Source organism: Amycolatopsis sp. NPDC051071, from assembly GCF_040682875.1.
Taxonomy (GTDB): Bacteria; Actinomycetota; Actinomycetes; order Mycobacteriales; family Pseudonocardiaceae; genus Amycolatopsis.
Genome location: NZ_JBFBBY010000062.1, coordinates 23,811 through 44,043, shown reverse-complemented (window position 1 = coordinate 44,043; position 20,233 = coordinate 23,811). Strand labels below are relative to the sequence as shown.

Genomic DNA, 20,233 nt, shown 5'->3' with positions numbered 1-20,233 from the left:
TACTTCCTCCGGTGCCCCTCCGGCGCGGTACTACTTTACCACCACCCCACCCTTCTCCTACGTCTTGTCCTGGTGGGGTCCCCATAGGACAATTTTTGTCCTATGGGGACCCCTCATGACATCTCTAGACACGGGGGATCAGGACACAGCGGCTTCGAACGGCTGGACGTTCGGCTGGAACACCTGGCCGTTGGCCGGAACCTTCAGGTCGATCAGGTAGTCGGCCGTCACCTTGTCCACGCCGAGCGAGTCACCCAGGATGCAGTGCCCGAAGGCGTCGACCGAGAGCAGGCGGGCGTTGCCCAGCTGGTCGGCCATCCGCTTCGCGAACAGGTACTGGGTCGCCGGGTCGTAGTAGTTGCCCACGACCAGCACCGGGGTGTCGGTCTTGGCCCGCCACGGGCCGCGGTAGACGTCCGGCCTCTTCGCAGGCCACACCGGGCAGCCCGCGACGTCGGAGAATGCCTGGTAGCGACCGAAAGTGGGCGATTCCTTCTCCCACTTCGCGGCGATCTCGGGAACCTTCTCCTGCTTGACCGTGATCTTCTTGTCCGAGCAGTTGACGGCGAAGTAGGAGTCGTCACCGACGTACGGGCTGTCCGGGTCCGCGTCGGCCCGCCCGTTCGCGCCCGACCGCAGCACCTTCAGCTGGACGGCCTGCGCCGTCTGTACCTGTGCCGACGGCGGGTGGATGGCGTTGTACAGCGCCTGCAGGTCGTCGGCCAGCGGCGGGAACGACGTCGGCGAGTACAGCACTCCGGAGACCGTGCTGGTGAACGCGTTAATGTCGTAGCTGCTCCCGTCCGGCAGCTTGATCGGCTGCCGGCGCAGGTAGGTCCGGATCTCGTCGAACTTCTGGCGCGGCGTGCCCGAGCTGAACGAGCACTTCGGCCCGACCTGCCCGCATTTGCGCAGGAAGCCGTCGAGCGAGATCTCGAACCCGCGAGCGCGTTCCCGGTCGTACTGCACGCCGTCGTTGGTGCGCAGTGCCGGGTCGACGTTGCCGTCGATGACGATCGCCCGGCTCTGCTTCGGGAACATGCCGGTGTACGTCGACCCGATCAGGGTCCCGTACGAGAAGCCGACGAAGGTCAGCTTCTGGTCGCCGACGCCCGCTCGCATCTTGTCGAGGTCACGCACGACGTCCTTGGTGGACATGTGGTTCAGCAGCGCACCGGCGTTGTTCTTGCAGAACTGGCCGTAGTCCCGGTACGCGGCGAGCGTGCCGGAGATCTCCTGCCTCGACAGCGGAACGGGGACCTGCGCGCCGAAGACGTCATTGGCGTCTTCCTGCGTGGTGAAGCATTTGAGCGGGTTGCTGTCGCCGACACCGCGCGGGTCGAACCCGATCAGATCGAACCGGTCCAGCACCTGCGGCTGGAAGTAGTTCGTCGCGCCGATCGGCATCCGGAATCCGGAGCCGCCCGGGCCACCCGGGTTGAGGAACAGCGAGCCGATCTTCTTGTCGGGGGTCTTCGCCGCCCGCTTCAGCATCGCGATGTCGATGGTGCCGAGAGCCGCGTTGTCGTGGTCGATCGGCACGCGGTACCGCGCGCAGCTGTAGAACTTCGCCTGGTCGGCGGGAACACCGCGGATCTGGTCCGCCGTGCAGGCACCCCAGTTCACCGGTGGCGTCGCACCGACCTGGGCGGCGGGTGTGCCCGCCGCCTCGGCGGCCACCGCCGTTCCCGGCATCCCGGTCAACGCGGCGCCGGCCACGAGTGCCCCGACCAGTGCGAGACCGCGCACCGGCTTCCTTGTGGATCTGGGCAAAACGACTCCTCCCTCGGCTGGCGACGTGCCTGGACACGTCGCGCGATGCGCCGTCGACGTCACGGCGCGTAACATCAAGCGAGCCTCGCACAAGCCAGTAACCCAGTCACCGTCCGAAAGGATGGTACGAACCTATCGAGTGGTGGGCTTTAAGGCGAAAATCGGTAACACGCGGCGAGCGGCCTTCTCTTCCATAGAGTAGCCCGGCCAGAAGGCCAGCAGCAGCGTCCACATCGCGTCGTACTCGTCACCGAGCAACTCCCTGGCCAGCACCGGAATCTCCTTACCTGCCAGCGCGACGACCGCCTCGGGTTTCGACCGCAGGTTGTAGGTCCACGCGGGATCGGCCGGTCTCCCCCAGTTGGAGCCGACGAGCACGAAATCCCCCTCGTGCGGGAAGTACAGCAGGTTGGTGCCGCGAGGCAGGCCACTCTTGCGGCCGATCGTGGTCAGCCGCAGGGAAGGGAGCCCGGCCAGCGCGACCAGGCTCACCTTCCCCTTGAACAGCCGGTGGAGTTTCTTGTCCACCCAGATGATCCCGCCCGCGAGCCCCATCAGCCACGGTTTCGTGCCGAGCGCGCGAGCGAGGACGGTAAGAGGGTTAGCCACGGACAGATCTTGCCAGGCTCACCCCGAAGCGCGATTTCGAGTCCGTCCACCATTTCTCCACCGCGAATCCAGCGTCGGCCAGCTCGGCGGCGATCCCCTCGCGCCGGAATTTCGCGGAGATCTCGGTGCGCACGTACTCGCCCTCGGCGAACTTCACCAGCAGATCGGTACCCGGGATGTCGACGGTCATCGACTCACGGGCGCGAAGCCGCATTTCGATCCATTCGTTCTCTTCGTCCCAATACGAGACGTGGTCGAAGGCGGCCGGATCGAAGTTCGCGCCGAGGCCGTTGTTGATCACGTGCAGGACGTTGCGGTTGAACTCGGCGGTCACCCCGGCCGCGTCGTCATAGGCGCGTTCCAGCGTCTCCCTCTCCTTCACCAGATCCGTCCCGAGGAGGAGCCACTCCCCCTCGTCGAGCACCTCCCGCACCGAGTGCAGGAAGGTCGCGCGGTCGGCGGGCAGGAAGTTGCCGATCGTGCCACCGAGGAACACCACCAGCCGCGGCCGGTCACCCGGCAGCAGGTCCAGGTGCTGGGTGAAGTCCCCGACCACACCGCGGACTTTGAGAGCCGGGTAGTCCGCCTTGATGGCTTCGGCGGCCTCGGCGAGCGCGGTCTCGGAGACGTCGAGCGGCACGAACTCCTTGAGCGTGCCGTGACTCGTGAGCGCGTCGAGCAGGAGCCGGGTCTTTTCACTCGACCCGGACCCAAGTTCGACGAGCGTATGCGCACCGGAGCTTTCCGCGATCTCGCCGCCGCGTTCGGCGAGCACCTCCCGTTCGCTGCGGGTCGGGTAGTACTCGGGCAGTGCGGTGATCTTCTCGAACAGTTCGCTGCCGCGCGCGTCGTAGAACCACTTGGGCGACAACCACTTCTGGTCCGCCTCCAGGCCGGCGCGGACATCCGCGCGCAGCTGCTCGGTGATGTCCGATTCACTGCGGTGTACGTCGAGGTCCACTTCGGTCATCGTGCCTCAGTGCTCCGATCGGCTTCGAGGGGAAGGATTTCCACGCCTTCACCGGTGACCCGGACGGCGTGGTGTTCGGGAACGGGAGTCCATTCCGGACTGTCGTCGCACGGTTCGGAGGCGACGACGACGCCACCGCCGATGTCCCGGTAGGACAACGCGTGCGTCCATGCGGTGCCGATGAGGGTCCCGCCGTCGGTCAACAGGAGGTTGAGCCGTGAACCCGGCCCCACCTCCTCGACGGCTCCGGTCAGCCAGGTGACGGCCACGAGCGGGTCTTCGCCCGCTTCGAGCCGCTCACGTAGCAAAGCCCACAACAGCAAGGAGTCCGTCGTCGCTTCCAGGGTCAGCAGTCGGGTGATGGGCAGCTTCGCGGCCAGCTCGGCCATCGAGCCGGGCCAGCCCTTCACCATCCCGTTGTGGCTGAAGAGGAACCCGCCGCCGGTGAACGGCGCGTTGGCCGCCTCGGCGACCGGCATCCCGGTCGTGCCGTTACGGACCGCCGCCATGAAGGCGTGCGACCGCACCGACTCGGCCAGCGCGGGCAAGTCCCCGTCCGTCCACAAGGGAGCGGATCGGCGAAGCCGCACGGGATCGGGACTCTCGGCGTACCAGCCGAGGCCGTACCCGTCCGCGTTGACCGATCCGCCGCCACGCATGTCGGCCGGGGCGTAGGACTGCACGAGCAGGGAATGCGCCGCATGGAAGAGCAGCTCGGCCGGCGAACGCGGCTCGCCGAGATACGCGAGATGACGGCACATGCCGCTCAGGCCACCTCACCCTGCCGCGCGTCCCGGGCACAGCGGAACCCGGAGAAGATCTGCCGCCGGATCGGATGATCCCAGTTGCGGAACGTGCCGCGGATGGCCGCCGCGTCCGTGCCGAACGAGCCGCCACGCAGGATCCGATAGTCACCGCCGAAGAACACGTCGGAGTACTCCTTGTACGGGAACGCGCTGAAGCCGGGGTAGGCCTCGAATCCGCTGCTGGTCCACTCCCAGACGTCACCGATCAGCTGGTGCACGCCCAGCGGTGACGCCCCGGCCGGATACGCGCCTGCTTCCGCGGGCCGCAGATGCCGCTGGCCGAGGTTGGCGTGTTCCGGGGTGGGTTCCTCGTCGCCCCAAGGAAAACGCCGCGAACGGCCGGTCGCCGGGTCGAACCGGGCCGCCTTCTCCCATTCCCGTTCGGTGGGCAGGCGCCTGCCTGCCCAGGCCGCGTACGCCTCGGCCTCGTAGAACGAGACGTGGACGACCGGCTCGGCGGCCGGGACCTTCTCGTAGACGCCGAAGCGGGTTCGCCACCAGCCGTCCTGCTCCCGTTTCCAGAAGCGCGGCGCGTCGATGCCGTTCTCGCCGCGGTATGCCCAGCCGCGCTCACTCCACCACCTCGGGTCCTGGTAACCACCGGAATCGAGGAACTCTGCGTACGCCCCGCAGGTGACGGGCACGGTGTCGATGAAGAACGCCTCGACGGCGACCTCGTGCGCGGGGCGTTCGTTGTCCAGCGCCCACGGTTCGGCCGACGTGCCCATGGTGAAGACGCCGCCGGGTACGAAGACCTCCGACGGCAGCCGCCCGGACCGCGAGGACGGCGGAGACGGCGCGTGCAGCACCGGATCGCCCTTGCGGAGCTGGTGGGTGGCCAGCATCGTCTCGTCGTGCTGCTGTTCGTGCTGAGTGATCATGCCGAAGGCGAAAGCGTCCTCGGTGAGGCGCCTGCCTTGCAGTGGAACGTTTTCCAGGATGTCGAAGGATTTGTCCCTGACCTCGCGGACGTACTTGCGCGTCTCCTCCGGACCGAGCAGCGGCAGCTCCGGACGATCCGCGCGGGCGTGCTGGAACGCGTCGTAGATGTCGTCGATGTCCGGGCGCAGCGCCTCGCGGCCGCCGACGTCGCGGACCAGCCAGAGTTCCTCCTGGCTGCCGATATGCGCCAGATCCCAGACCAGCGGCGACATCAGTTTCGAATGCTGGCGGATCAGGTCTTCGTCGTCGACGGCGTCGGTCAGCGCGACACTGCGCTCGCGGGCCCTCGTGAGTGCTTCGGCCGCGTGGGCCCGCAGGTCTTGCGGGCTCAGCGCGCGAAGCGGGTTGGTCTCGGTGCTTTCCACGCTCATGACTGGCGGCTCCTCGAACCGTGCACGAGGGACTGCACACCCTCGCTGATCTCCGTGATGATCTCCGGCGGCAGACCGGTCATGCCCAGTTCGGCACAGCCGAGGTCCACCACCTCGCTCGCGACATCGGCGATCGCCCGGTCGGCAAGGCCGAACCGGGCCGCGCACTCCCAGCCGCCCATGACCGGTTCGCACAGTTCGAGCACCTTGTCCACTGTGGACGGGCGCGCGAGCAGTGCGGCCAGCAGGGCCACCGGGTGCAGCCACCTGGCGGCGGGCTGGGCGTCCAGGTAGCGGATCTCGAGATACCCCTGCGGACGGACCGGTGTGAAGAAGGTCGTCAGGTGATAGGCCAGGTCGTCCTCGGTCGGCTTGCCGAGTCCGGCGCCCTCACCGCGTCCGTCGATCCAGTCGGCGAAGGTCAGGAAATCCGGCGCGTCCCAGCCGTGATCAGGCATCACCATCAGCGGGGTGTCCAGGACCCTGCGTGCCCATTCCCCCGCCGGATCCCGGGACGGTTCCGCCGACCGGGTACGGGCCTTTTCGGTGTCCATCACGCCCAGCCAGCGCGCGGACGCGTGACCGGTGTCGCGCCCGGCGTAGACCCGGGAGTTGGCGAAGGTGGCCAGCAGCGGCGGACCGAGTGCGTGGACGGCGGCCCAGCGGGCGGGCAGCTCCCCAGCCTCGCCGGTGTCCACACAGACTTGCAGGCCCGCGGTGCTGCACATCATCGTCGCTCCACCTTGACCCATCGGGGCGAAGCGGCGTTCCATCGCGGCGTAGCGGGGGGTGCCGAGTTTGCGCGCGGGGGCGCGATGCCTGTCTATCCCGGTGTCACCCAGGTACAGGCCTCGGGCGGTGAGAAGGGTTTCGAGGTGGGCCAGATCGGCCGAGACGACGGCGTCCAGGTGGCGCAGCGTGGTCTGGGGTTGAGCGGAGATCTCCACCTGACATCCGGGCTCGAGGCTCAGCGGTGAACCTGCCGGAAGCGGGAGGGCGGGGCTGTCGGGGCGCAACGTCCGCGGGGTGTGCGGGCCGAGCGCGGCGGCGAGATCGTCGGGATCGAGAGGCCGGGCGGGCTCGTCGGCGTAGTGCACGGTGAATTCCAGCTCCACGCCGAGAAGTCTCGGCGGGCCGTGCTTGAAGCACACGGAAGCCACATACGCCTCACCCTCGGCGCGGTCCGACAGGACCTTCGCCGTCGCGTTCGACGCGCTCCCGGACTTCTCGGGGAAATCATGAACAGTTGTCATCTTTCCGCCGTCCAGTCGGTTGTCCGATACTTGAGAAACCTTGACTTCGGACGCTACACGCGGGGTCCGACAAATTCAGGTGCGTTCTTGCCGGGCAGGATCGGCGGACCACCTATTAGGACTGGACGAATCAGGGCAAAGCGGGCTCGGTGCCCAAGCCCAATGCCGCGGCGGCGTTGCGGACGGCTTCGATCACCAGCTGCAAGGCGGGTCGCCGGGACGACGTCGTCCGGTAAGCGATCGAAACCGTTCGGAGCAACGGAGTGGTCAACGCCACGACGTCGATTCCCGCCGGCCGGAGGCCGAGTCCGAGGTCGGAGACGAGGGTGACACCGAGCCCGGCGCGGACCATCGCCATCGCCGTCGACTGCTCTTCGACCTCGTGGTTGATCTTGGGCTCGAATCCGTGCCGGTGACAGGCAGTGCGCACCGCCCGGCCGAAATGACTCTTCGGGCTGGCAAGGATCCACGGATGCTCGGCCAGTTCGAGCAGGGACGCGCTCCCGGCGGGAACCGCACCGGCAGGCACCGCCGCGTGCAGCCGTTCGACCGCGATCACCGCCCGCTCCAGGCCGGCGTCCCACGGCATCGGCGCGTCGGAGTAGTCGATGACGAACGACAGGTCCAATTCGCCGTCACGAACGGCGTCGGCGGTGTCCTCGGGCGCCAGTTCACGGGTCCTGACCTGGATTCCGGGATGCTCGCCCGCGAGCGCGGCCAGCGCGTGCGGCAGAAGTCCCGAGGCGACCGAGGCCCACACCCCGGCCATGAGGCGGACCGAAACCGTCGCCTGCGCCTCCTCCAGCGCGAGCGTCGCCCGCTCGACCGACCCCAGTATCTCTTCGGCGTGCTCGGTGAGCAGCAACCCCAGTTCGGTCAGCTGCACCCGTCTGCCGAATCGCTCGAACAGCTTCGCGCCCACGTCCCGTTCCAGCTGCGCCAACTGCTGCGACACCGCCGAAGCGGTGTAATGCAGCGAAGCAGCGGCCGCCGTGACGGTGCCGCGCCTGCTCAGCTCGCGGAGCATCCGCAGGCGGTGCAACGAAAGCTCCATGTCACCAACGTAATCGGGTGCGGTCGCGGATGCCGGATGGCGCGTTACACCAGTTTCTCTGCACGACATCGTTCAGATTCGGTAAATGGACGGCGGCGCCAGGGGAGGCGCACCCTCGGTGGTGGCGCAGGAACGACACCGAAACCCGAAGGAGGTGGCCGTATGGCCGCGAGGAACGCCGAACCGCTGATGAGGCTCATCTGGACCGACCCCGTCACCGGAGCCACCGGCTACCTCGTTGTGCACAGCCTGGTCTCCGGGATCGCGACCGGCGGGACCCGGATGCGCGCGGGCTGCACGATGTCCGAGGTCGAGGACCTGGCGAGGGGGATGGCGAACAAGACCGCGACCTTCGGCCTGCCGGTCGGCGGGGCGAAGGGCGGCATCGACTTCGACCCCAAGGACGAACGTGCTTTCGGTGTGCTGGAACGGTTCTGCGCGTTCCTGCGGCCATGGATCGACGACCACTGGGTGACCGCCGAAGACCTCGGCGTGCCGCAGCACCTGATCGACGAGGTGTTCGCGAAGCTCGGGCTGGAGCAGTCGTACCACGCCGCCATCCGCCGTTCGGCCGATCCGGCACACACCCTTCGCCGCGTACAGGCCGGACTGAGCACCCCGGTCCCCGGCGGTCTCCTGCTCGGTGACGTCGTCGGTGGCTACGGCGTCGCGCAGGCCTGCCTCGGTGTCGCCGACGCGTGGGAGTGGGCGGCCGGGAAGACCACCGTCGCCGTACAGGGCATCGGCACCATGGGTGGCGGCGCGGCCTGGTACCTGCACGAAGCCGGTATGCGCGTCGTCGCGGTCGCCGACGCGGCCGGGACGCTGTACCGGCCCGAAGGCCTCGACATCCCGGCATTGCTGGACCTGCGTGACGAATACGGCGAGATCGACCGAAGCCGGCTGCCCGCCGACGTCCAGCTTCTCCCCCGCGACGAGATCGTCTCGACGGAGGCCGACATCTTCGTCCCGGCGGCGATCTCCTACGCCCTGCGTGCCGCGAACCAGGGCGATGTCAAGGCGAAGGTTGTCATCGAAGCGGCCAACGCCGCGACCACACCCGACGCCGAAGCGGGCCTGACGGCTCGCGGCATCCCGGTGATCCCGGACTTCGTCGCCAACGCCGGTGCCGCCGCGTGGGCGTGGTGGCTGCTGCTTGGCGAGGTCGGCGCCGACCCGGCCGACTCGTTCCTGCGGCTGCGGACCGAGATGCGGGCGAAGGTAGCGCTGCTGCTGAGTTCGTGGAACCTCGACCGGATCTCACCACGCAGCACGGGACTGCGGCTCGCCGAAACCACCCGTTCGGACGCCACCAATCCGGAGTCGGCACCCGTTCTGGTCATTCCCTAGACGTCGCACGCGTGAAGGCCCCCTTCTTCGGGAGGGGGCCTCCACTTCGTCAGGCGGCGAAACGATCGGTGGCGCCGATGAGGACCTCGCGCATCGGCTCGTCCGCGGTGCTGTGCCCGACCTCGTCGATGACCACCAGCTCACTGCCCGGCCAGGCGTGCGCCAGCTCCCACGGAGTACCGACGAGGTTGCTGAGGTCGAGGCTTCCTTCGGCGAGCAACGCGGGGATGTGGGCCAGCGTCTTGGCCTCCCGCAGCACCACGCCTTCGTCCAAAAAGGACCCATGGCTCCAGTAGTGCGTGACCAGCCTGGCGAAGGCCAGCCGGAACGCGGGTGTCTCGAAACTCTTGTACGGCGGGGAAGTCGGGATGATCGCGTCCTCCCAGGCACACCAGTCGGCCGCCGCCTTCCCGTGCACCGCGGGGTCCGGATCCATGAGCAGCTTGAGATAGGCAGCCGCGAGATCGCCGTCGCGGTCCGCTTCGGGAACGCCGTCGCGGAACTTCGCCCACGCCTCGGGGAAGACGCCGCCGAGGCCGCGGACGAGCAGGTCGGTCTCGCATTGCCGTCCGGTGGCCAGGCCCATCAGGACCATCTCCGAAACGCGGCCGGGATGGCGCTCGGCGTAGACCAAGCCGAGCACGGAACCCCAGGAGCCGCCGAAGATCAGCCACATGTCGATGCCGAGGTGCTCCCGGAGTTTCTCCATGTCGGCGATCAGGTGGTCGGTGGTGTTGGCCGAGAGGTCGGCGCCGGGCTCGCTCGCGTGCGGCGTGCTGCGGCCGCAACCACGCTGGTCGAAGAGCACCACGCGGTACTTGGCCGGGTCGAAGTAGCGGCGCAGGCCCGTGCTGCAACCGGTGCCGGGGCCGCCATGCAACGTGACGGCGGGTTTGCCGTCGGGATTTCCGCAGACCTCCCAGTACACGAGGTGCCCGTCTCCGACGTCGAGCATCCCGTGGTCGTACGGTTCGATTTCCGGATACAGCCTTGTCACGTTCTCGTCCTTCCAGGCCAGGGAGTCGTGAGTGTTTTGGGTCGTTAGAACGACCCAAAACACTCACGAGAACCCGAGCGTCCCCGAGACGTGCCGGAGCGCGTCCGCCAGTTCCGCCGGTCCCGCGGGTCCGATGTGGACCACCGCGTCGTTGCCGTGCCCGGTGGTGTAGCTGAGGTAGCGGCCCCAGTCGGTGTCGGCGAAGTGCAGCGGGTCCTCGACGGCCAGATGCCTGCCGAGTTCGTCCCGCTTACCGACGTAAAGCTCACCGCTCCCCTCGACCGGCCGCTGCACCAGGCTGACGATATCCGCGATCACCGGCGGCAGGGAATGCGTGTCCGGGCCGCGCCGCGCGGCTTCTTCGAGTTCGTACGCGCGGACCGTACGCAGCCGGCCGCCGCCAGCCGGGACGGGCGGTAGTTGTTCGACGAGCGTCTCCGCCAGACGGCGCCGGTCGATCTCCTGCAGTCCCACCCAGTCACCGGACGACACCGCCAGCACCGCCTGCAACCCCAGCGAAGCCGCCAAGAGCCCATACGTCTGGCCCCCGGCGTTCACCCAGCCGTAGTACTCGATCGCCGGTTTGGTGAGCACCGGCAGCCAGTCCAGGAAATCGACCGACGCGCGGCCACTCGAGTCCAGGAGCCCGGCCTGCGCCAAGGCGGCTTCCACCCGCTTGTCCGCCTCCGCGCGGGCGGTCCGTGAGAGCCAGCGCGGTTCCGGGCGCAGCGTGATGTGCAGGTCGCCGACGCGTTCGCGTTCGGCGAGCACCGCCAAGGCTTCGACCGGGACGTCCACCCGGCCTGTTCTGACCGTCATCCGCTACTCGCCGATGACCGGCGGACTGGTCCGCTGGTCGGTGCCGAAGATCGCGTCGGGGTCGGCCTCGATCAGGTAGTCGGGACGCTGGTGCTCGTCGTCCTCGTCACCTTCGCCGCGCCTGCCGCCGGCTCCCATCGGACCCATCTGGCCGCCGCGTCCACCGGCGCCGCGGCCGCCCGCCGCGCCTCCGCCCGGCATGCCGCCACCCATACCGCCCATGCCCGAACCCTTGCCCGCGCCGAGACCACCCGAACCGGGACCACCAGGCCCGCCCGTACGGCCACCGGGGCCTCCTTCACCGCCGAGCAGCCTGCTCCCTGCGCTGCCGGGGCCAGGAGTGTTACGGCCGCTGGTGCTTCCGGGCGGGTTGGAGCCGCCTCCGCCGCCGGGGCCGTAGCTCTGCCCGGAGTTGTTGGGCAGGCCGATGACGTCGGTCGGGTCGCCCGGAGGACGGCCGAAGTCCCGCCCACCGGGGAGTTCGGTGGTCCCGCCCGGTTTGCCCTTGCCTCCGCCGACGCCGGTCGGGATCGTCGTATCCCCCGGCCCAGGCTTCTTCGTCGGCGTCGTGATGTTGGGATCGGGCCGGTTCGGGGGCCGATCGTCGCCACCCGGCTTGTTCTGGTTCTGGTTCTGGTTTTGATTCTGATTCTGGTTTTGATTTTGGTGCTGGTTCTGGTTGTTGTCCGTGTTGTTCGCGCCGCTCGTGTCGGTGCCGTCGTTCTCGTCGTCCCCACCGCCCTTGTTGACGCGCTTCGGCGGGATGACGGGCGGCGGCTTGATCGGCGGCGGCCCACCACCGACCTTGATGCTGACGTTCGCGCCGTCGTTCTTGAGCACGCCGTAGTCGGTCGGCAGACTGGACCTGGTGCTGCTGGTGGACGAGTCGTACTGGTCCATCACCCGGACGTTGTTCTGGTTCGCCGCCTCGTGCTTCGCGACGCCCTCTTGGTAGTTCTTGATGTCGTTGTTGACCATGAACGGCCCGGCGATCGGGATCGCGCCCTTGAGGCCGGTGGTCCACGGGTTCGGCTTGTCCGGCTTCGGCGGCACCGGGACGACGGTCTTCCCCGAGTCGTCGAAGCTGTCGGCCTGCGTGGTGACCGAATCCCTGGTCTTGAAGAGCGGATCCGCAGTCTCGCGGAAGGCCTGCTCGAGCGGACCCGCGCCCGCGTTCGCGGCGTCGGCGGCGCTACCGGTCCAGGACGACTTCATCCGCTCCTGGAGACCCTTGATGCTCATGCCGCGGTCGATGTACGCGTTCGAAAGGTCCGCGACGCGATCGGCCGCCGTGCGGAGGTTCCGGGTGTCGCCCTGAGTGAAGTTCTCGAAGATCTGCTTGCCGTCCACCCTCATGCCCCCTTGAGTGTCTTGATCACGGCCGACGCGAGCTTCTGCGCGGTCCCGCAGGAATCCTGTTCACCCTGATAACTCTTGGCCAGGGTGCCGATGGCCAGATCGTCGGCGACGCCGACGGCCATGGTGCAGTTCCCCTCGGCCCGCTCGTCGGACAGTCCGTAGAAGACCGTCGGATAGCCGTCGACCTCCGGTCCGGGCGCGACGAACTTCATCCGTCCCGTCTCCTTGGCCTGGTAGAAGCCGGCGAGCCCGCCGGTCCCCTTCTCGCGGTTTCCCGTTCCGATGAGGACCTGGAGTCCGTTGCCCTTGCCCTGTTTGGACATCGACCACCCGCACGACGGGTTGGTCCCTTCGGATCCGCTCGCACCGCCACCCGGGCGGCCCGCGTCGGTGTACCCCAGCGCGGAGAGGTCGGCTTGCGGCACGACGGTGCACGGTTCGGTCAGGAACGAATCGCGAACAGTGAGAGGTGAGGACACCTTCGGGACGTTCGGGTCGGCTGGCGCCGAAGACGCGCCCGGCGACGACTCCGCTCCCGAAGAAGGACTCGGCTTGCCCGGGTTCTCACCTGAGCATGCGACCAGAGCCGCCGAGACGAACACCAGCGTCGCGGCGGCCACACAGCTCTTCAGCACGTTATGCATCCTCAGCTCGACCGCATGGTGTTCGCCGCGTCGGTGGCCATCGTCTTCGTCTTGGCGAGCTCGAGCTTCGCGATGTAGCCGACGATGTATTCCTTCATGGACTCGTTCTGCTTCTTCAGCGCCTGCAAGGACTCCAGACCGGAATCCACGTAGCTGGAGCTGACGTCGTCCTGACCAGGGGGCATCAACTCGAAGAGAATGTCCTCGATCTTGTCGCCGTCGTCGGAAACCTTCTGCAGCTCGTCCTGCCACAGGCCGATGACGGTCTGGAGCTCCGACGGGCTCATTTCGAAACCGCCGCTCCCGCCGCCTCCACCGCCGTAAACGGTCGGTTCCGGCGGCGTGAGGAGGTCGCCCCAGACGGCCTTTATCGCGCTCGCGGCGTCGCCGATCAAGTTCACGCCCGCACCTTCCCCTCAGCATTCACCCACCGTGATGGACAAAGAGTAGCCAAGTGGCGGACGGCGTGTCAGCCGATCCGGCCGAGTGGTCGGACGCGTGTCGAGCCTGCCCGGTTCCTCTGGCGGACGAAGATCCCAGGAACTGGTCACAGTACGTACGTACGGATTGCATTAACCCGGTTCCCGGTGACAGGATTCCAGGATGCCACGGGTCAGCCAGGATCACCTCGACGCACGCCGGCGCCAGATCCTCGACGGCTCCCGCGTGTGCTTCGCGCGCTACGGCTACGAGGGTGCCACGGTCCGGCGCCTCGAGGAAGCCACCAGCTTGTCCCGCGGCGCGATCTTCCATCATTTCCGGGACAAGGAGTCCCTCTTCCTCGCTCTCGCGGAGGACGACGCGGTCCGCATGGCCGACGTCGTCGCCGAACAGGGCCTCGTCCAGGTGATGCGCGACCTGCTGTCGAATCGCAGTGAGCATCCGGCCGACTGGCTCGGCACGCGGCTGGAGGTCTCCCGACGGCTGCGCACCGATCCGGAGTTCCGCGCCCGCTGGGCGGAGCGATCCCATCAGCTGACCGCCGCCACCCGCCGCCGTCTGCTGCGTCAGCGTGACGCCGGGATCCTCCGCGACGACGTCGATGTCGACGTCCTGACCGCGTATCTCGAACTCGTCCTCGAAGGACTCGTCTCCCATCTCGCGATGGGCCTACCCGGGGACGATCTCGGGCCCGTCCTCGACCTGGTCGAGGAGAGCGTGCGGCGGCACCGCGCCCGCGCGGGTGGAGCAACGCGTTAAGATTGTCCCATCGCCGCAGGCAGTGGCGGTCTGGTTGATTCATCCGATTGAGGAGTGACTCTTTTCGTGCGCGACGCGCAGTCACCTGGTGACAGTATCGAGCCGGGTGGCACACCCGGCTGTTCCGTGAACATCCTCGCCGAGACCGTTCCGGTCGGTGAGGAATGATGGAAGTCCTGCTCGCCGTTCTCGGAATTCTCCTGTTCCTCTTGCTGACCATCGGAACCGGCCTGGCCGTCGCCGCCGAGTTCTCTCTCACCGCGCTCGAACGCAGCACGGTCGACGCGAACGTCCGCCAGGTCGGCGACCGTCGCGCGCACACCGTGCAGAAAGCGCACCGAACCCTCTCGTTCCAGCTTTCCGGCGCGCAGGTGGCGATCACCATCACCACACTGATCACCGGTTACCTCGCGGAACCGGTCATCGGCGACCTGCTGCACCCGCTGTTCGCCGGGATGGGCCTGTCGGAGGGCGTCGCGAACGGCGCCTCGCTGGCCGTCGCCCTGGTCCTGGCCACCTCGCTGTCGATGATCCTCGGCGAGATGATGCCGAAGAACCTCGCGATCGCCCGGCCGCTGCAGACCGCGCGCGCCGTCGCGGGGTACCACTCGCGGTTCTCGTCCTTGTTCCGCTGGCTCATCACGCTGATGAACAACAGCGCCAACTTCCTGGTCCGCAAGTTCGGTGTCGAGCCGCAGGAGGAACTGCGGTCGGCCCGTTCGCCGCAGGAACTCGGTTCGATCGTGCGCTCCAGCGCCGAAAGCGGCACGCTCGACACGTCGACGGCCGAACTGCTGGACAAGTCGCTGCGCTTCGGCGAGCGGACCGCGGAGGAGCTGATGACCCCGCGCGTCCAGCTCGAATCGCTGTCCGTCGACGACACGATCTACGACCTCATCGAGATTTCCCGTCGCACCGGGTTCTCGCGGTTCCCGGTCCACACCGAGGATCTCGACGACGTGCAGGGCGCGGTGCACATCAAGCAGGCCTTCACCGTCCCGGCGCCGCAACGCGCCACGGTGCGGATCGGCTCGGTCATGCGTCCTATCCCGACAGTGCCCGAATCCTTGCCCGGCGACTCCCTGCTCAACCGGCTGCGCGACTCCCGTTTCCAGCTCGCGATCGTTGTCGACGAGTACGGCGGCACCGCCGGACTGGTGACACTGGAGGACGTCGTCGAGGAGATCATCGGCGACGTCCGTGACGAGCACGACGAGCGGGAAGCGCCGTCCTCGCAACAGGTCGGCACCGACAGCTGGCTCGTTTCGGGACAGCTCCGCGCCGACGAGGTCACCGACGAGACCGGTTTCCGGATGCCGGACGGCGACTACGAGACCATCGCCGGCCTGATCCTCGAACGGCTCGGGCTGATCCCCTCCCCCGGCGCCACCACCGATCTCGACGGCTGGCGGCTCACCGTGACCAAAATGGACCGTCTCCGGATCGCCGAGGTCGAAGTCCGCCGGGTCGACGAAAACACCGCGAACACCGCGCCCGAGCAGGAGCCCGCCCGATGAGCGACTGGTTCAACATCTTCCTCGTCGTCGTCCTGCTGTTGCTCAACGCGTTCTTCGTCGGCGCCGAGTTCACGCTGATCTCGTCGCGGCGCGACAGGCTGGAAGCCTTGCTGGCGCAAGGAAAGACGCGTGCGCAGATCGTGATCAACGCGAGCAAGAACGTCTCACTCATGCTCGCCGGGGCGCAGCTCGGCATCACCATCTGCTCGCTGCTGCTCGGACGGCTTGGGGAGCCAGCGATCGCGCATCAGCTGGCGGGGTTCTTCGAGCTGCTCGGGATCCCCGACGTGCTGCTGCACCCGATCTCGTTCGCGATCGCGCTGGCGTTCATCACCGTCCTGCACGTCCTCATCGGCGAGATGGTGCCGAAGAACCTCGCCATCGCCGAGCCGGAGCGCCTGGCGCTGTGGCTGGTGCCGGTGCACGTGGGCTGGGTGAAGATCGCCAACCCGTTCATCTGGCTGCTGAACTTCGTGGCGAACTCGCTGCTGCGGTTGTTCAAGGTCGAGCCGAAGGACGAACTCGAAACCGCCTACACCTCCGACGAACTCGCCGAACTGCTCAGCGAGTCGCGGCGCGAGGGGCTGCTGGAACAATCCGAGCATCAGCGGCTGAGCAAGACGCTGTCCTCGGTGGAGAAGACGGTGGCCGACGTCCTGGTCCCGACGGCGCAGCTGACCACGCTGCCCTGTTCGCCCACGCTGGGTGACGTCGAGCGTGCGGTGTCGTCGACCGGGTTCTCGCGTTTCCCGGTGTGCACCGACGACGGGACGCTGAACGGCTACATCCACGTCAAGGACATCCTCGACCTCGTGGGCGAGGACCCGTCGACGGTGGTGCCGTCGGGCAAGACACGCACGCTGACCGAACTCCGCGCGGACGCCAGGCTGGACGAGGCGTTGTCGGCGATGCGCAAGGAAGGCAGCCACATGGCACGGGCGCTGAGCTCCGGCGGGGACGCCGTCGGCGTCGTCGCGCTGGAGGACCTCGTCGAGGAATACGTGGGAACTGTCCGCGACGGTACCCACGTCAGGTCGTGACCGGCGTGATCGTCCTCCCCGAGCCTGCCTGGCTGGCCAGGGAGGACGACCACGTGACGCGGATGCGGCGCTGGACCACCCCGCATCAGCGCCGCCGCTCGCGGGGCGAGAAGCATCCCGTGCTCGACTTCCTCTTCACCTACTACTCGCACCGCCCCGGCCACCTCGAACGCTGGCAGCCGGGGCCGCGTGTGGTGCTCGAAGGCCCGTCCGCGCACCGGTTCCTGGAGCGGAAGGGCTACGTCCAGACGGCGGACGGCGTCATGCTGGATCCGGCCGGGTTCACCGAAGGCCGGGCCAAGACCGCCGAATTCGTGCTGGGGCTGCTGTCGGCGACCGCGTCCCGCGCGCCGAGGCTCAGTTGTTTCGGGCTTCATGAATGGGCGATGGTTTACCGGGAATCGGCAAATGAGGTTCGTCACTCACAACTGCCGTTGCGGCTCGGTTCGGCGGGGACGGACGGCGTCGTCGAGTCACTGGAGATCCGATGCGGACATTTCGACGCGTTTCGGTTCTTCACCGAGCCCGCCCGGCCGCGCAACACGCTCCAGCCGGCACGGGAAAACCAGATCGAGTTCGAACAGCCGGGCTGCCTGCACGCCAACATGGATCTGTTCAAATGGGCGTACAAACTCGACCCGTTCGTCCCCGCCGAGCTGGTCGGGGACTGCTTCGAGCTGGCGGCGGACGTCCGGGCGCTGGACATGCGGGCCAGCCCGTACGACCTCGCGGCGTTCGGCTACCCGCCCGTGCGGATCGAGACCCCGGAGGGCAGGGCCGAGTACGCCCGCGCCCAGGCCGGTTTCGCCCGCCGGGCCGCGCCGCTGCGTGAGCACCTGATAGCGCATTGCCAACAGCTCCTGAGCGAGTTAAGGAAGACGTCCGCAACACGCGGAAAACAACTGTGAGTCATCGCATTCCCCGTAACATCCTCCCCTGTTAGAGTGATAACGGTTTGATTGCATACACTGCGCGTGCGCGCACGTTTCGAAAGGACAACGATGGGGCGACACAGCGTTGCCGAAGAGCCGGTACCGCACCCCCTCGACCCGCCGAAGCGACCTCAAGGCCGTGGTGAGGCGACTGGTTCACACCGGGTCATCGGGAAGAAGGCGCCTCGGCGCCGGATCGCCATGTGGCCCATCGCCTGCCTGGTACTGGTGGTGCTGATCGTGATCGGCGTGTTCAGCTGGAACTGGGCGGACGGCGAGCTCAACACCCGTGCGGAAGCCCAGGCCAAGGCCTGCAGCGCCGGCGACACCTCGATGCGGGTCATCGTCACCCCCAGCGTCGAGAAGCCGGTCCGCGTCGCGGCTGAACGGTGGAACAAGGCCGCGACCGTGGTCCGCGACCACTGCGTCGTGATCCAGATCGACGCGCTCTCCTCCGCTTCGGTGCTCGACGCGCTCGTCGGCCGGACCAACCTCGACGCCATCGGCGGCCTCCCCGCCGCCTGGCTGCCCGAGTCGTCCTACTGGGTGACCGAGCTGAACACCGCCAAACCGGAACTGGTCGGCTCGCCCGCCCAGTCCGTCGCGACCGCGCGGTCGGCCGACTACCCGCTCGTCGGGCTCGCGGGCAAGAACATCGACGAGGTCCAGATGCGCGCCTCGCAGACGTTCCGGCAGTTCCTGCAGCAGCCGGCCCAGCAAGCGGACTTCGCCGCCGCGGGCATCAAGGCCATCTGAGGCCTCTAAAGGTCCGAAGTACGTGAAGGCCCCCTTGCTTGCGTCTAGCGCAAGCAAGGGGGCCTTCACGTACTTCGGACCCTCATTAGACGAGGTCGAAGGTCTCCGGGTCCGGGCCGGTGCGTGTGCCGTCGTCGAAGTCGGCGAGCGCGGCCAGGTCGTCGTCGGCGAGTTCGAAGTCGAAGATGTCGAGGTTCTCGCGGATCCGGGACGGCGTCACGGATTTCGGGATCGCCACCGTGCCGAGCTGCAGATGCCACCGCAGCACCAGCTGCGCGGGACTCTTGCCGTACTTCGCCGCGAGCGCGGTCAGTGTCGCGTCCGACAGCAGCGATCCCTGCGCGAGCGGGCTCCAGGCTTCGGTGACGATGCCGTGCTCGGCGTGGAACTCCCGCAACGCCTTCTGCTGCAACCGCGGATGCAGTTCGACCTGGTTCACCGCCGGTACGATCCCGGTCTCGTCGAATAGGCGTTTCAGGTGAGGCGCATGGAAGTTCGACACCCCGATCGCCCGCGCGCGGCCGTCGGCGTAGATCTTTTCCAGCGCACGCCAGGTTTCGACGTACTTGCCGCGCGTCGGCATCGGCCAGTGGATCAGGTACAGGTCGACCCGGTCCAGGCCCAGCTCCGCGAGGCTCGCGTCGAACGCGCGGAGCGCCGCGTCGTAGCCGTGGCCGGAGTTCGGCAGTTTCGTGGTGATGAACAGTTCGTCGCGGGGTACACCGGCGGCGCGGATCGCATCGCCGACGCCTGCTTCGTTCCGGTATGACGCGGCGGTGTCGATGCTGCGGTATCCGGCCTCGATCGCGGTCCCGACGACCTTGGCCGTGTCGCCCGCAGGCACCTGCCAGACGCCGAAACCGAGTTGGGGGATGGCTACCTCGTTGTTCAGGACGACGGAAGGCACGGCCATGGAAGCGGAATCCTCACTGGGGTCTGTGGCTGGGCTTCTTGCCCCGCATCATTCCATCCCACGCCGCCCGTACGCGCGCAGATACTCCGCCGTGGTCGTGTCGGCCGGGAAGAACGACTCGATCACCAGCTCCGCGACCGTGATGTCGAGCGGCGTACCGAACGTGGAGACCGTGCTGAAGAACGTGAGTTCCACGCCGTCATGCCGCAGCCGCAGCGGGACGAAGATGTCGCCTGGACCCGGGACCTCCACCTCGGGAACGGGATCGTCACACGGATAGGTGAGCAGCTCCGCCAGCAGATCCGTCAGCGCCGGATCCGCCGTCTGGATCACCTGACGGCGCAGCCTGCCAAGGAGATGGGCGCGCCACTCCCCCAGGTTGAGCACATACGGCGCCATCCCCTCGGGATGCAGGGTCAGCCGGAGGACGTTGACCGGCGGTGTCATGAGCGTGGGCGACACCAGGTCGGTCATGATCGAGACGCTCGCGTTGGCGTCCACCAGGTTCCAGCCCCGATCGACGACGGCGGCCGGGTATGGCTCGTGGCTCGTCATCAGCTGGCGGACGGCCTTGCGGACGGCGGCCAGTTCCGGATCGCCGAGTCCGCTCTCCGGGTACGCGGGCGCGTAGCCCGCCGCCAGAAGCAGTTGGTTGCGTTCCCGCAAGGGCACCTCCAGGTGTTCGCCCAGCCGCAGCACCATGTCGCGGCTGGGCTTGGACCGCCCGGTCTCCACGAAGCTCAGGTGCCGGGTGGAGATTTCGGCGGAGATGGCGAGGTCGAGCTGGCTGATCCGGCGGCGGTCACGCCATTCCCGCAGCAGTTCGCCGACGGGGCGGCCCGCGCGGTTCGCCGTCAATGTCGTCGTCACGATCATGAACTTACGGCGGCGTCCGCCCGGCCGCCATTACCTCGCGCGTAATCGACGT

Annotated in this window: 20 protein-coding genes; 6 read left to right on the top strand and 14 right to left on the bottom strand. The window is 67.8% G+C overall.

All coding sequences use genetic code 11. The annotated features are described in order from the left end of the window. Positions 1–138: 138 nt before the first annotated feature. The 7 genes from AB0M65_RS20990 to AB0M65_RS20960 all read right to left on the bottom strand — a co-directional run bounded on the left by AB0M65_RS20990 (position 139) and on the right by AB0M65_RS20960 (position 7,778). Positions 139–1,749, bottom strand: a complete 1,611-nt coding sequence (locus tag AB0M65_RS20990; RefSeq protein WP_364029723.1) for an alpha/beta hydrolase — start codon at positions 1,747–1,749, stop codon at positions 139–141. 156 nt (positions 1,750–1,905) lie between these two features. Continuing rightward, positions 1,906–2,382 (bottom strand): nitroreductase family deazaflavin-dependent oxidoreductase, encoded by a 477-nt coding sequence (locus AB0M65_RS20985; RefSeq protein WP_364029720.1) that lies wholly within the window; start codon positions 2,380–2,382, stop codon positions 1,906–1,908. Next, positions 2,375–3,352 (bottom strand): L-histidine N(alpha)-methyltransferase, encoded by a 978-nt coding sequence (gene egtD / locus AB0M65_RS20980; RefSeq protein ID WP_364029717.1) that lies wholly within the window; start codon positions 3,350–3,352, stop codon positions 2,375–2,377. The genes AB0M65_RS20985 and egtD overlap by 8 nt, the downstream gene beginning before the upstream one ends. After that, positions 3,349–4,113 carry an ergothioneine biosynthesis protein EgtC gene (egtC, locus tag AB0M65_RS20975; protein ID WP_364029714.1) on the bottom strand — a complete coding sequence of 255 codons (765 nt, stop codon included), beginning with the start codon at positions 4,111–4,113 and terminating at the stop codon, positions 3,349–3,351. Before egtC ends, egtD begins: the two co-directional genes overlap by 4 nt. A 5-nt stretch (positions 4,114–4,118) precedes the next feature. After that, positions 4,119–5,471 (bottom strand): ergothioneine biosynthesis protein EgtB, encoded by a 1,353-nt coding sequence (egtB, locus tag AB0M65_RS20970; protein WP_364029711.1) that lies wholly within the window; start codon positions 5,469–5,471, stop codon positions 4,119–4,121. After that, complete coding sequence (locus AB0M65_RS20965; protein WP_364029708.1) at positions 5,468–6,724, bottom strand: glutamate-cysteine ligase family protein; 1,257 nt, start codon at positions 6,722–6,724, stop codon at positions 5,468–5,470. Before AB0M65_RS20965 ends, egtB begins: the two co-directional genes overlap by 4 nt. 130 nt (positions 6,725–6,854) lie before the next feature. Continuing rightward, complete coding sequence (locus tag AB0M65_RS20960) at positions 6,855–7,778, bottom strand: LysR family transcriptional regulator (RefSeq protein ID WP_364029705.1); 924 nt, start codon at positions 7,776–7,778, stop codon at positions 6,855–6,857. 162 nt (positions 7,779–7,940) lie between these two features. Between AB0M65_RS20960 and AB0M65_RS20955 the strand changes: the two genes are divergently transcribed. After that, positions 7,941–9,128 (top strand): Glu/Leu/Phe/Val dehydrogenase dimerization domain-containing protein, encoded by a 1,188-nt coding sequence (locus tag AB0M65_RS20955; protein WP_364029702.1) that lies wholly within the window; start codon positions 7,941–7,943, stop codon positions 9,126–9,128. A 49-nt stretch (positions 9,129–9,177) separates the two neighbouring features. On the opposite strand, the gene pip is transcribed toward AB0M65_RS20955, so the two are convergent. From pip to AB0M65_RS20930, 5 genes are all read right to left on the bottom strand, one after another. Then, positions 9,178–10,125 carry a prolyl aminopeptidase gene (gene pip, locus AB0M65_RS20950; RefSeq protein ID WP_364029699.1) on the bottom strand — a complete coding sequence of 316 codons (948 nt, stop codon included), beginning with the start codon at positions 10,123–10,125 and terminating at the stop codon, positions 9,178–9,180. 63 nt (positions 10,126–10,188) lie between these two features. Beyond that, positions 10,189–10,923, bottom strand: a complete 735-nt coding sequence (locus AB0M65_RS20945; RefSeq protein ID WP_364029726.1) for an ESX secretion-associated protein EspG — start codon at positions 10,921–10,923, stop codon at positions 10,189–10,191. 24 nt (positions 10,924–10,947) lie between these two features. After that, positions 10,948–12,300 carry a hypothetical protein gene (locus AB0M65_RS20940; RefSeq protein ID WP_364029696.1) on the bottom strand — a complete coding sequence of 451 codons (1,353 nt, stop codon included), beginning with the start codon at positions 12,298–12,300 and terminating at the stop codon, positions 10,948–10,950. After that, complete coding sequence (locus tag AB0M65_RS20935; RefSeq protein WP_364029693.1) at positions 12,297–12,947, bottom strand: DUF3558 domain-containing protein; 651 nt, start codon at positions 12,945–12,947, stop codon at positions 12,297–12,299. The genes AB0M65_RS20940 and AB0M65_RS20935 overlap by 4 nt, the downstream gene beginning before the upstream one ends. A 2-nt stretch (positions 12,948–12,949) precedes the next feature. Continuing rightward, on the bottom strand, positions 12,950–13,348 hold the full coding sequence (locus tag AB0M65_RS20930; protein WP_364029690.1) for a hypothetical protein: 399 nt from the start codon (positions 13,346–13,348) through the stop codon (positions 12,950–12,952). 202 nt (positions 13,349–13,550) lie between these two features. Between AB0M65_RS20930 and AB0M65_RS20925 the strand changes: the two genes are divergently transcribed. The 5 genes from AB0M65_RS20925 (at position 13,551) to AB0M65_RS20905 (ending at position 18,392) form a co-directional block, all read left to right on the top strand. Continuing rightward, positions 13,551–14,147, top strand: a complete 597-nt coding sequence (locus AB0M65_RS20925) for a helix-turn-helix domain-containing protein (RefSeq protein WP_364029687.1) — start codon at positions 13,551–13,553, stop codon at positions 14,145–14,147. 164 nt (positions 14,148–14,311) lie between these two features. Then, complete coding sequence (locus AB0M65_RS20920) at positions 14,312–15,664, top strand: hemolysin family protein (RefSeq protein ID WP_364029684.1); 1,353 nt, start codon at positions 14,312–14,314, stop codon at positions 15,662–15,664. Next, a complete protein-coding gene (locus AB0M65_RS20915; RefSeq protein ID WP_364029681.1) occupies positions 15,661–16,704 on the top strand; it encodes a hemolysin family protein in 1,044 nt (347 codons plus the stop codon). The genes AB0M65_RS20920 and AB0M65_RS20915 overlap by 4 nt, the downstream gene beginning before the upstream one ends. After that, the gene (locus AB0M65_RS20910; protein ID WP_364029678.1) at positions 16,701–17,612 is read left to right on the top strand and encodes a 3-methyladenine DNA glycosylase; all 912 of its coding nucleotides are present in this window, start codon (positions 16,701–16,703) and stop codon (positions 17,610–17,612) included. The genes AB0M65_RS20915 and AB0M65_RS20910 overlap by 4 nt, the downstream gene beginning before the upstream one ends. 93 nt (positions 17,613–17,705) lie before the next feature. After that, the gene (locus AB0M65_RS20905; RefSeq protein WP_364029675.1) at positions 17,706–18,392 is read left to right on the top strand and encodes a hypothetical protein; all 687 of its coding nucleotides are present in this window, start codon (positions 17,706–17,708) and stop codon (positions 18,390–18,392) included. Positions 18,393–18,477: 85 nt separating this feature from the next. Here AB0M65_RS20905 and AB0M65_RS20900 read toward each other — a convergent pair whose 3' ends face one another. Both AB0M65_RS20900 and AB0M65_RS20895 read right to left on the bottom strand, forming a co-directional pair. Beyond that, positions 18,478–19,305, bottom strand: coding sequence for an aldo/keto reductase (locus tag AB0M65_RS20900; RefSeq protein ID WP_364029672.1), 828 nt, complete (start codon positions 19,303–19,305; stop codon positions 18,478–18,480). 48 nt (positions 19,306–19,353) lie between these two features. Further along, positions 19,354–20,181 carry a helix-turn-helix transcriptional regulator gene (locus tag AB0M65_RS20895; RefSeq protein WP_364029669.1) on the bottom strand — a complete coding sequence of 276 codons (828 nt, stop codon included), beginning with the start codon at positions 20,179–20,181 and terminating at the stop codon, positions 19,354–19,356. Positions 20,182–20,233 lie beyond the last annotated feature (52 nt).

What these genes read in the sequence shown, in the direction of transcription:
- AB0M65_RS20925 (WP_364029687.1), top strand. Translation starts at nt 13,551, where the DNA reads ATGCCACGGGTCAGCCAGGATCACCTCGACGCACGCCGGCGCCAGATC.
- AB0M65_RS20895 (WP_364029669.1), bottom strand. Translation starts at nt 20,181, where the DNA reads ATGATCGTGACGACGACATTGACGGCGAACCGCGCGGGCCGCCCCGTC.
- AB0M65_RS20920 (WP_364029684.1), top strand. Translation starts at nt 14,312, where the DNA reads ATGATGGAAGTCCTGCTCGCCGTTCTCGGAATTCTCCTGTTCCTCTTG.
- AB0M65_RS20965 (WP_364029708.1), bottom strand. Translation starts at nt 6,724, where the DNA reads ATGACAACTGTTCATGATTTCCCCGAGAAGTCCGGGAGCGCGTCGAAC.
- egtC (WP_364029714.1), bottom strand. Translation starts at nt 4,113, where the DNA reads ATGTGCCGTCATCTCGCGTATCTCGGCGAGCCGCGTTCGCCGGCCGAG.
- AB0M65_RS20960 (WP_364029705.1), bottom strand. Translation starts at nt 7,778, where the DNA reads ATGGAGCTTTCGTTGCACCGCCTGCGGATGCTCCGCGAGCTGAGCAGG.
- AB0M65_RS20900 (WP_364029672.1), bottom strand. Translation starts at nt 19,305, where the DNA reads ATGGCCGTGCCTTCCGTCGTCCTGAACAACGAGGTAGCCATCCCCCAA.
- AB0M65_RS20935 (WP_364029693.1), bottom strand. Translation starts at nt 12,947, where the DNA reads ATGCATAACGTGCTGAAGAGCTGTGTGGCCGCCGCGACGCTGGTGTTC.
- egtB (WP_364029711.1), bottom strand. Translation starts at nt 5,471, where the DNA reads ATGAGCGTGGAAAGCACCGAGACCAACCCGCTTCGCGCGCTGAGCCCG.
- AB0M65_RS20955 (WP_364029702.1), top strand. Translation starts at nt 7,941, where the DNA reads ATGGCCGCGAGGAACGCCGAACCGCTGATGAGGCTCATCTGGACCGAC.
- AB0M65_RS20940 (WP_364029696.1), bottom strand. Translation starts at nt 12,300, where the DNA reads ATGAGGGTGGACGGCAAGCAGATCTTCGAGAACTTCACTCAGGGCGAC.
- AB0M65_RS20915 (WP_364029681.1), top strand. Translation starts at nt 15,661, where the DNA reads ATGAGCGACTGGTTCAACATCTTCCTCGTCGTCGTCCTGCTGTTGCTC.
- egtD (WP_364029717.1), bottom strand. Translation starts at nt 3,352, where the DNA reads ATGACCGAAGTGGACCTCGACGTACACCGCAGTGAATCGGACATCACC.
- AB0M65_RS20905 (WP_364029675.1), top strand. Translation starts at nt 17,706, where the DNA reads ATGGGGCGACACAGCGTTGCCGAAGAGCCGGTACCGCACCCCCTCGAC.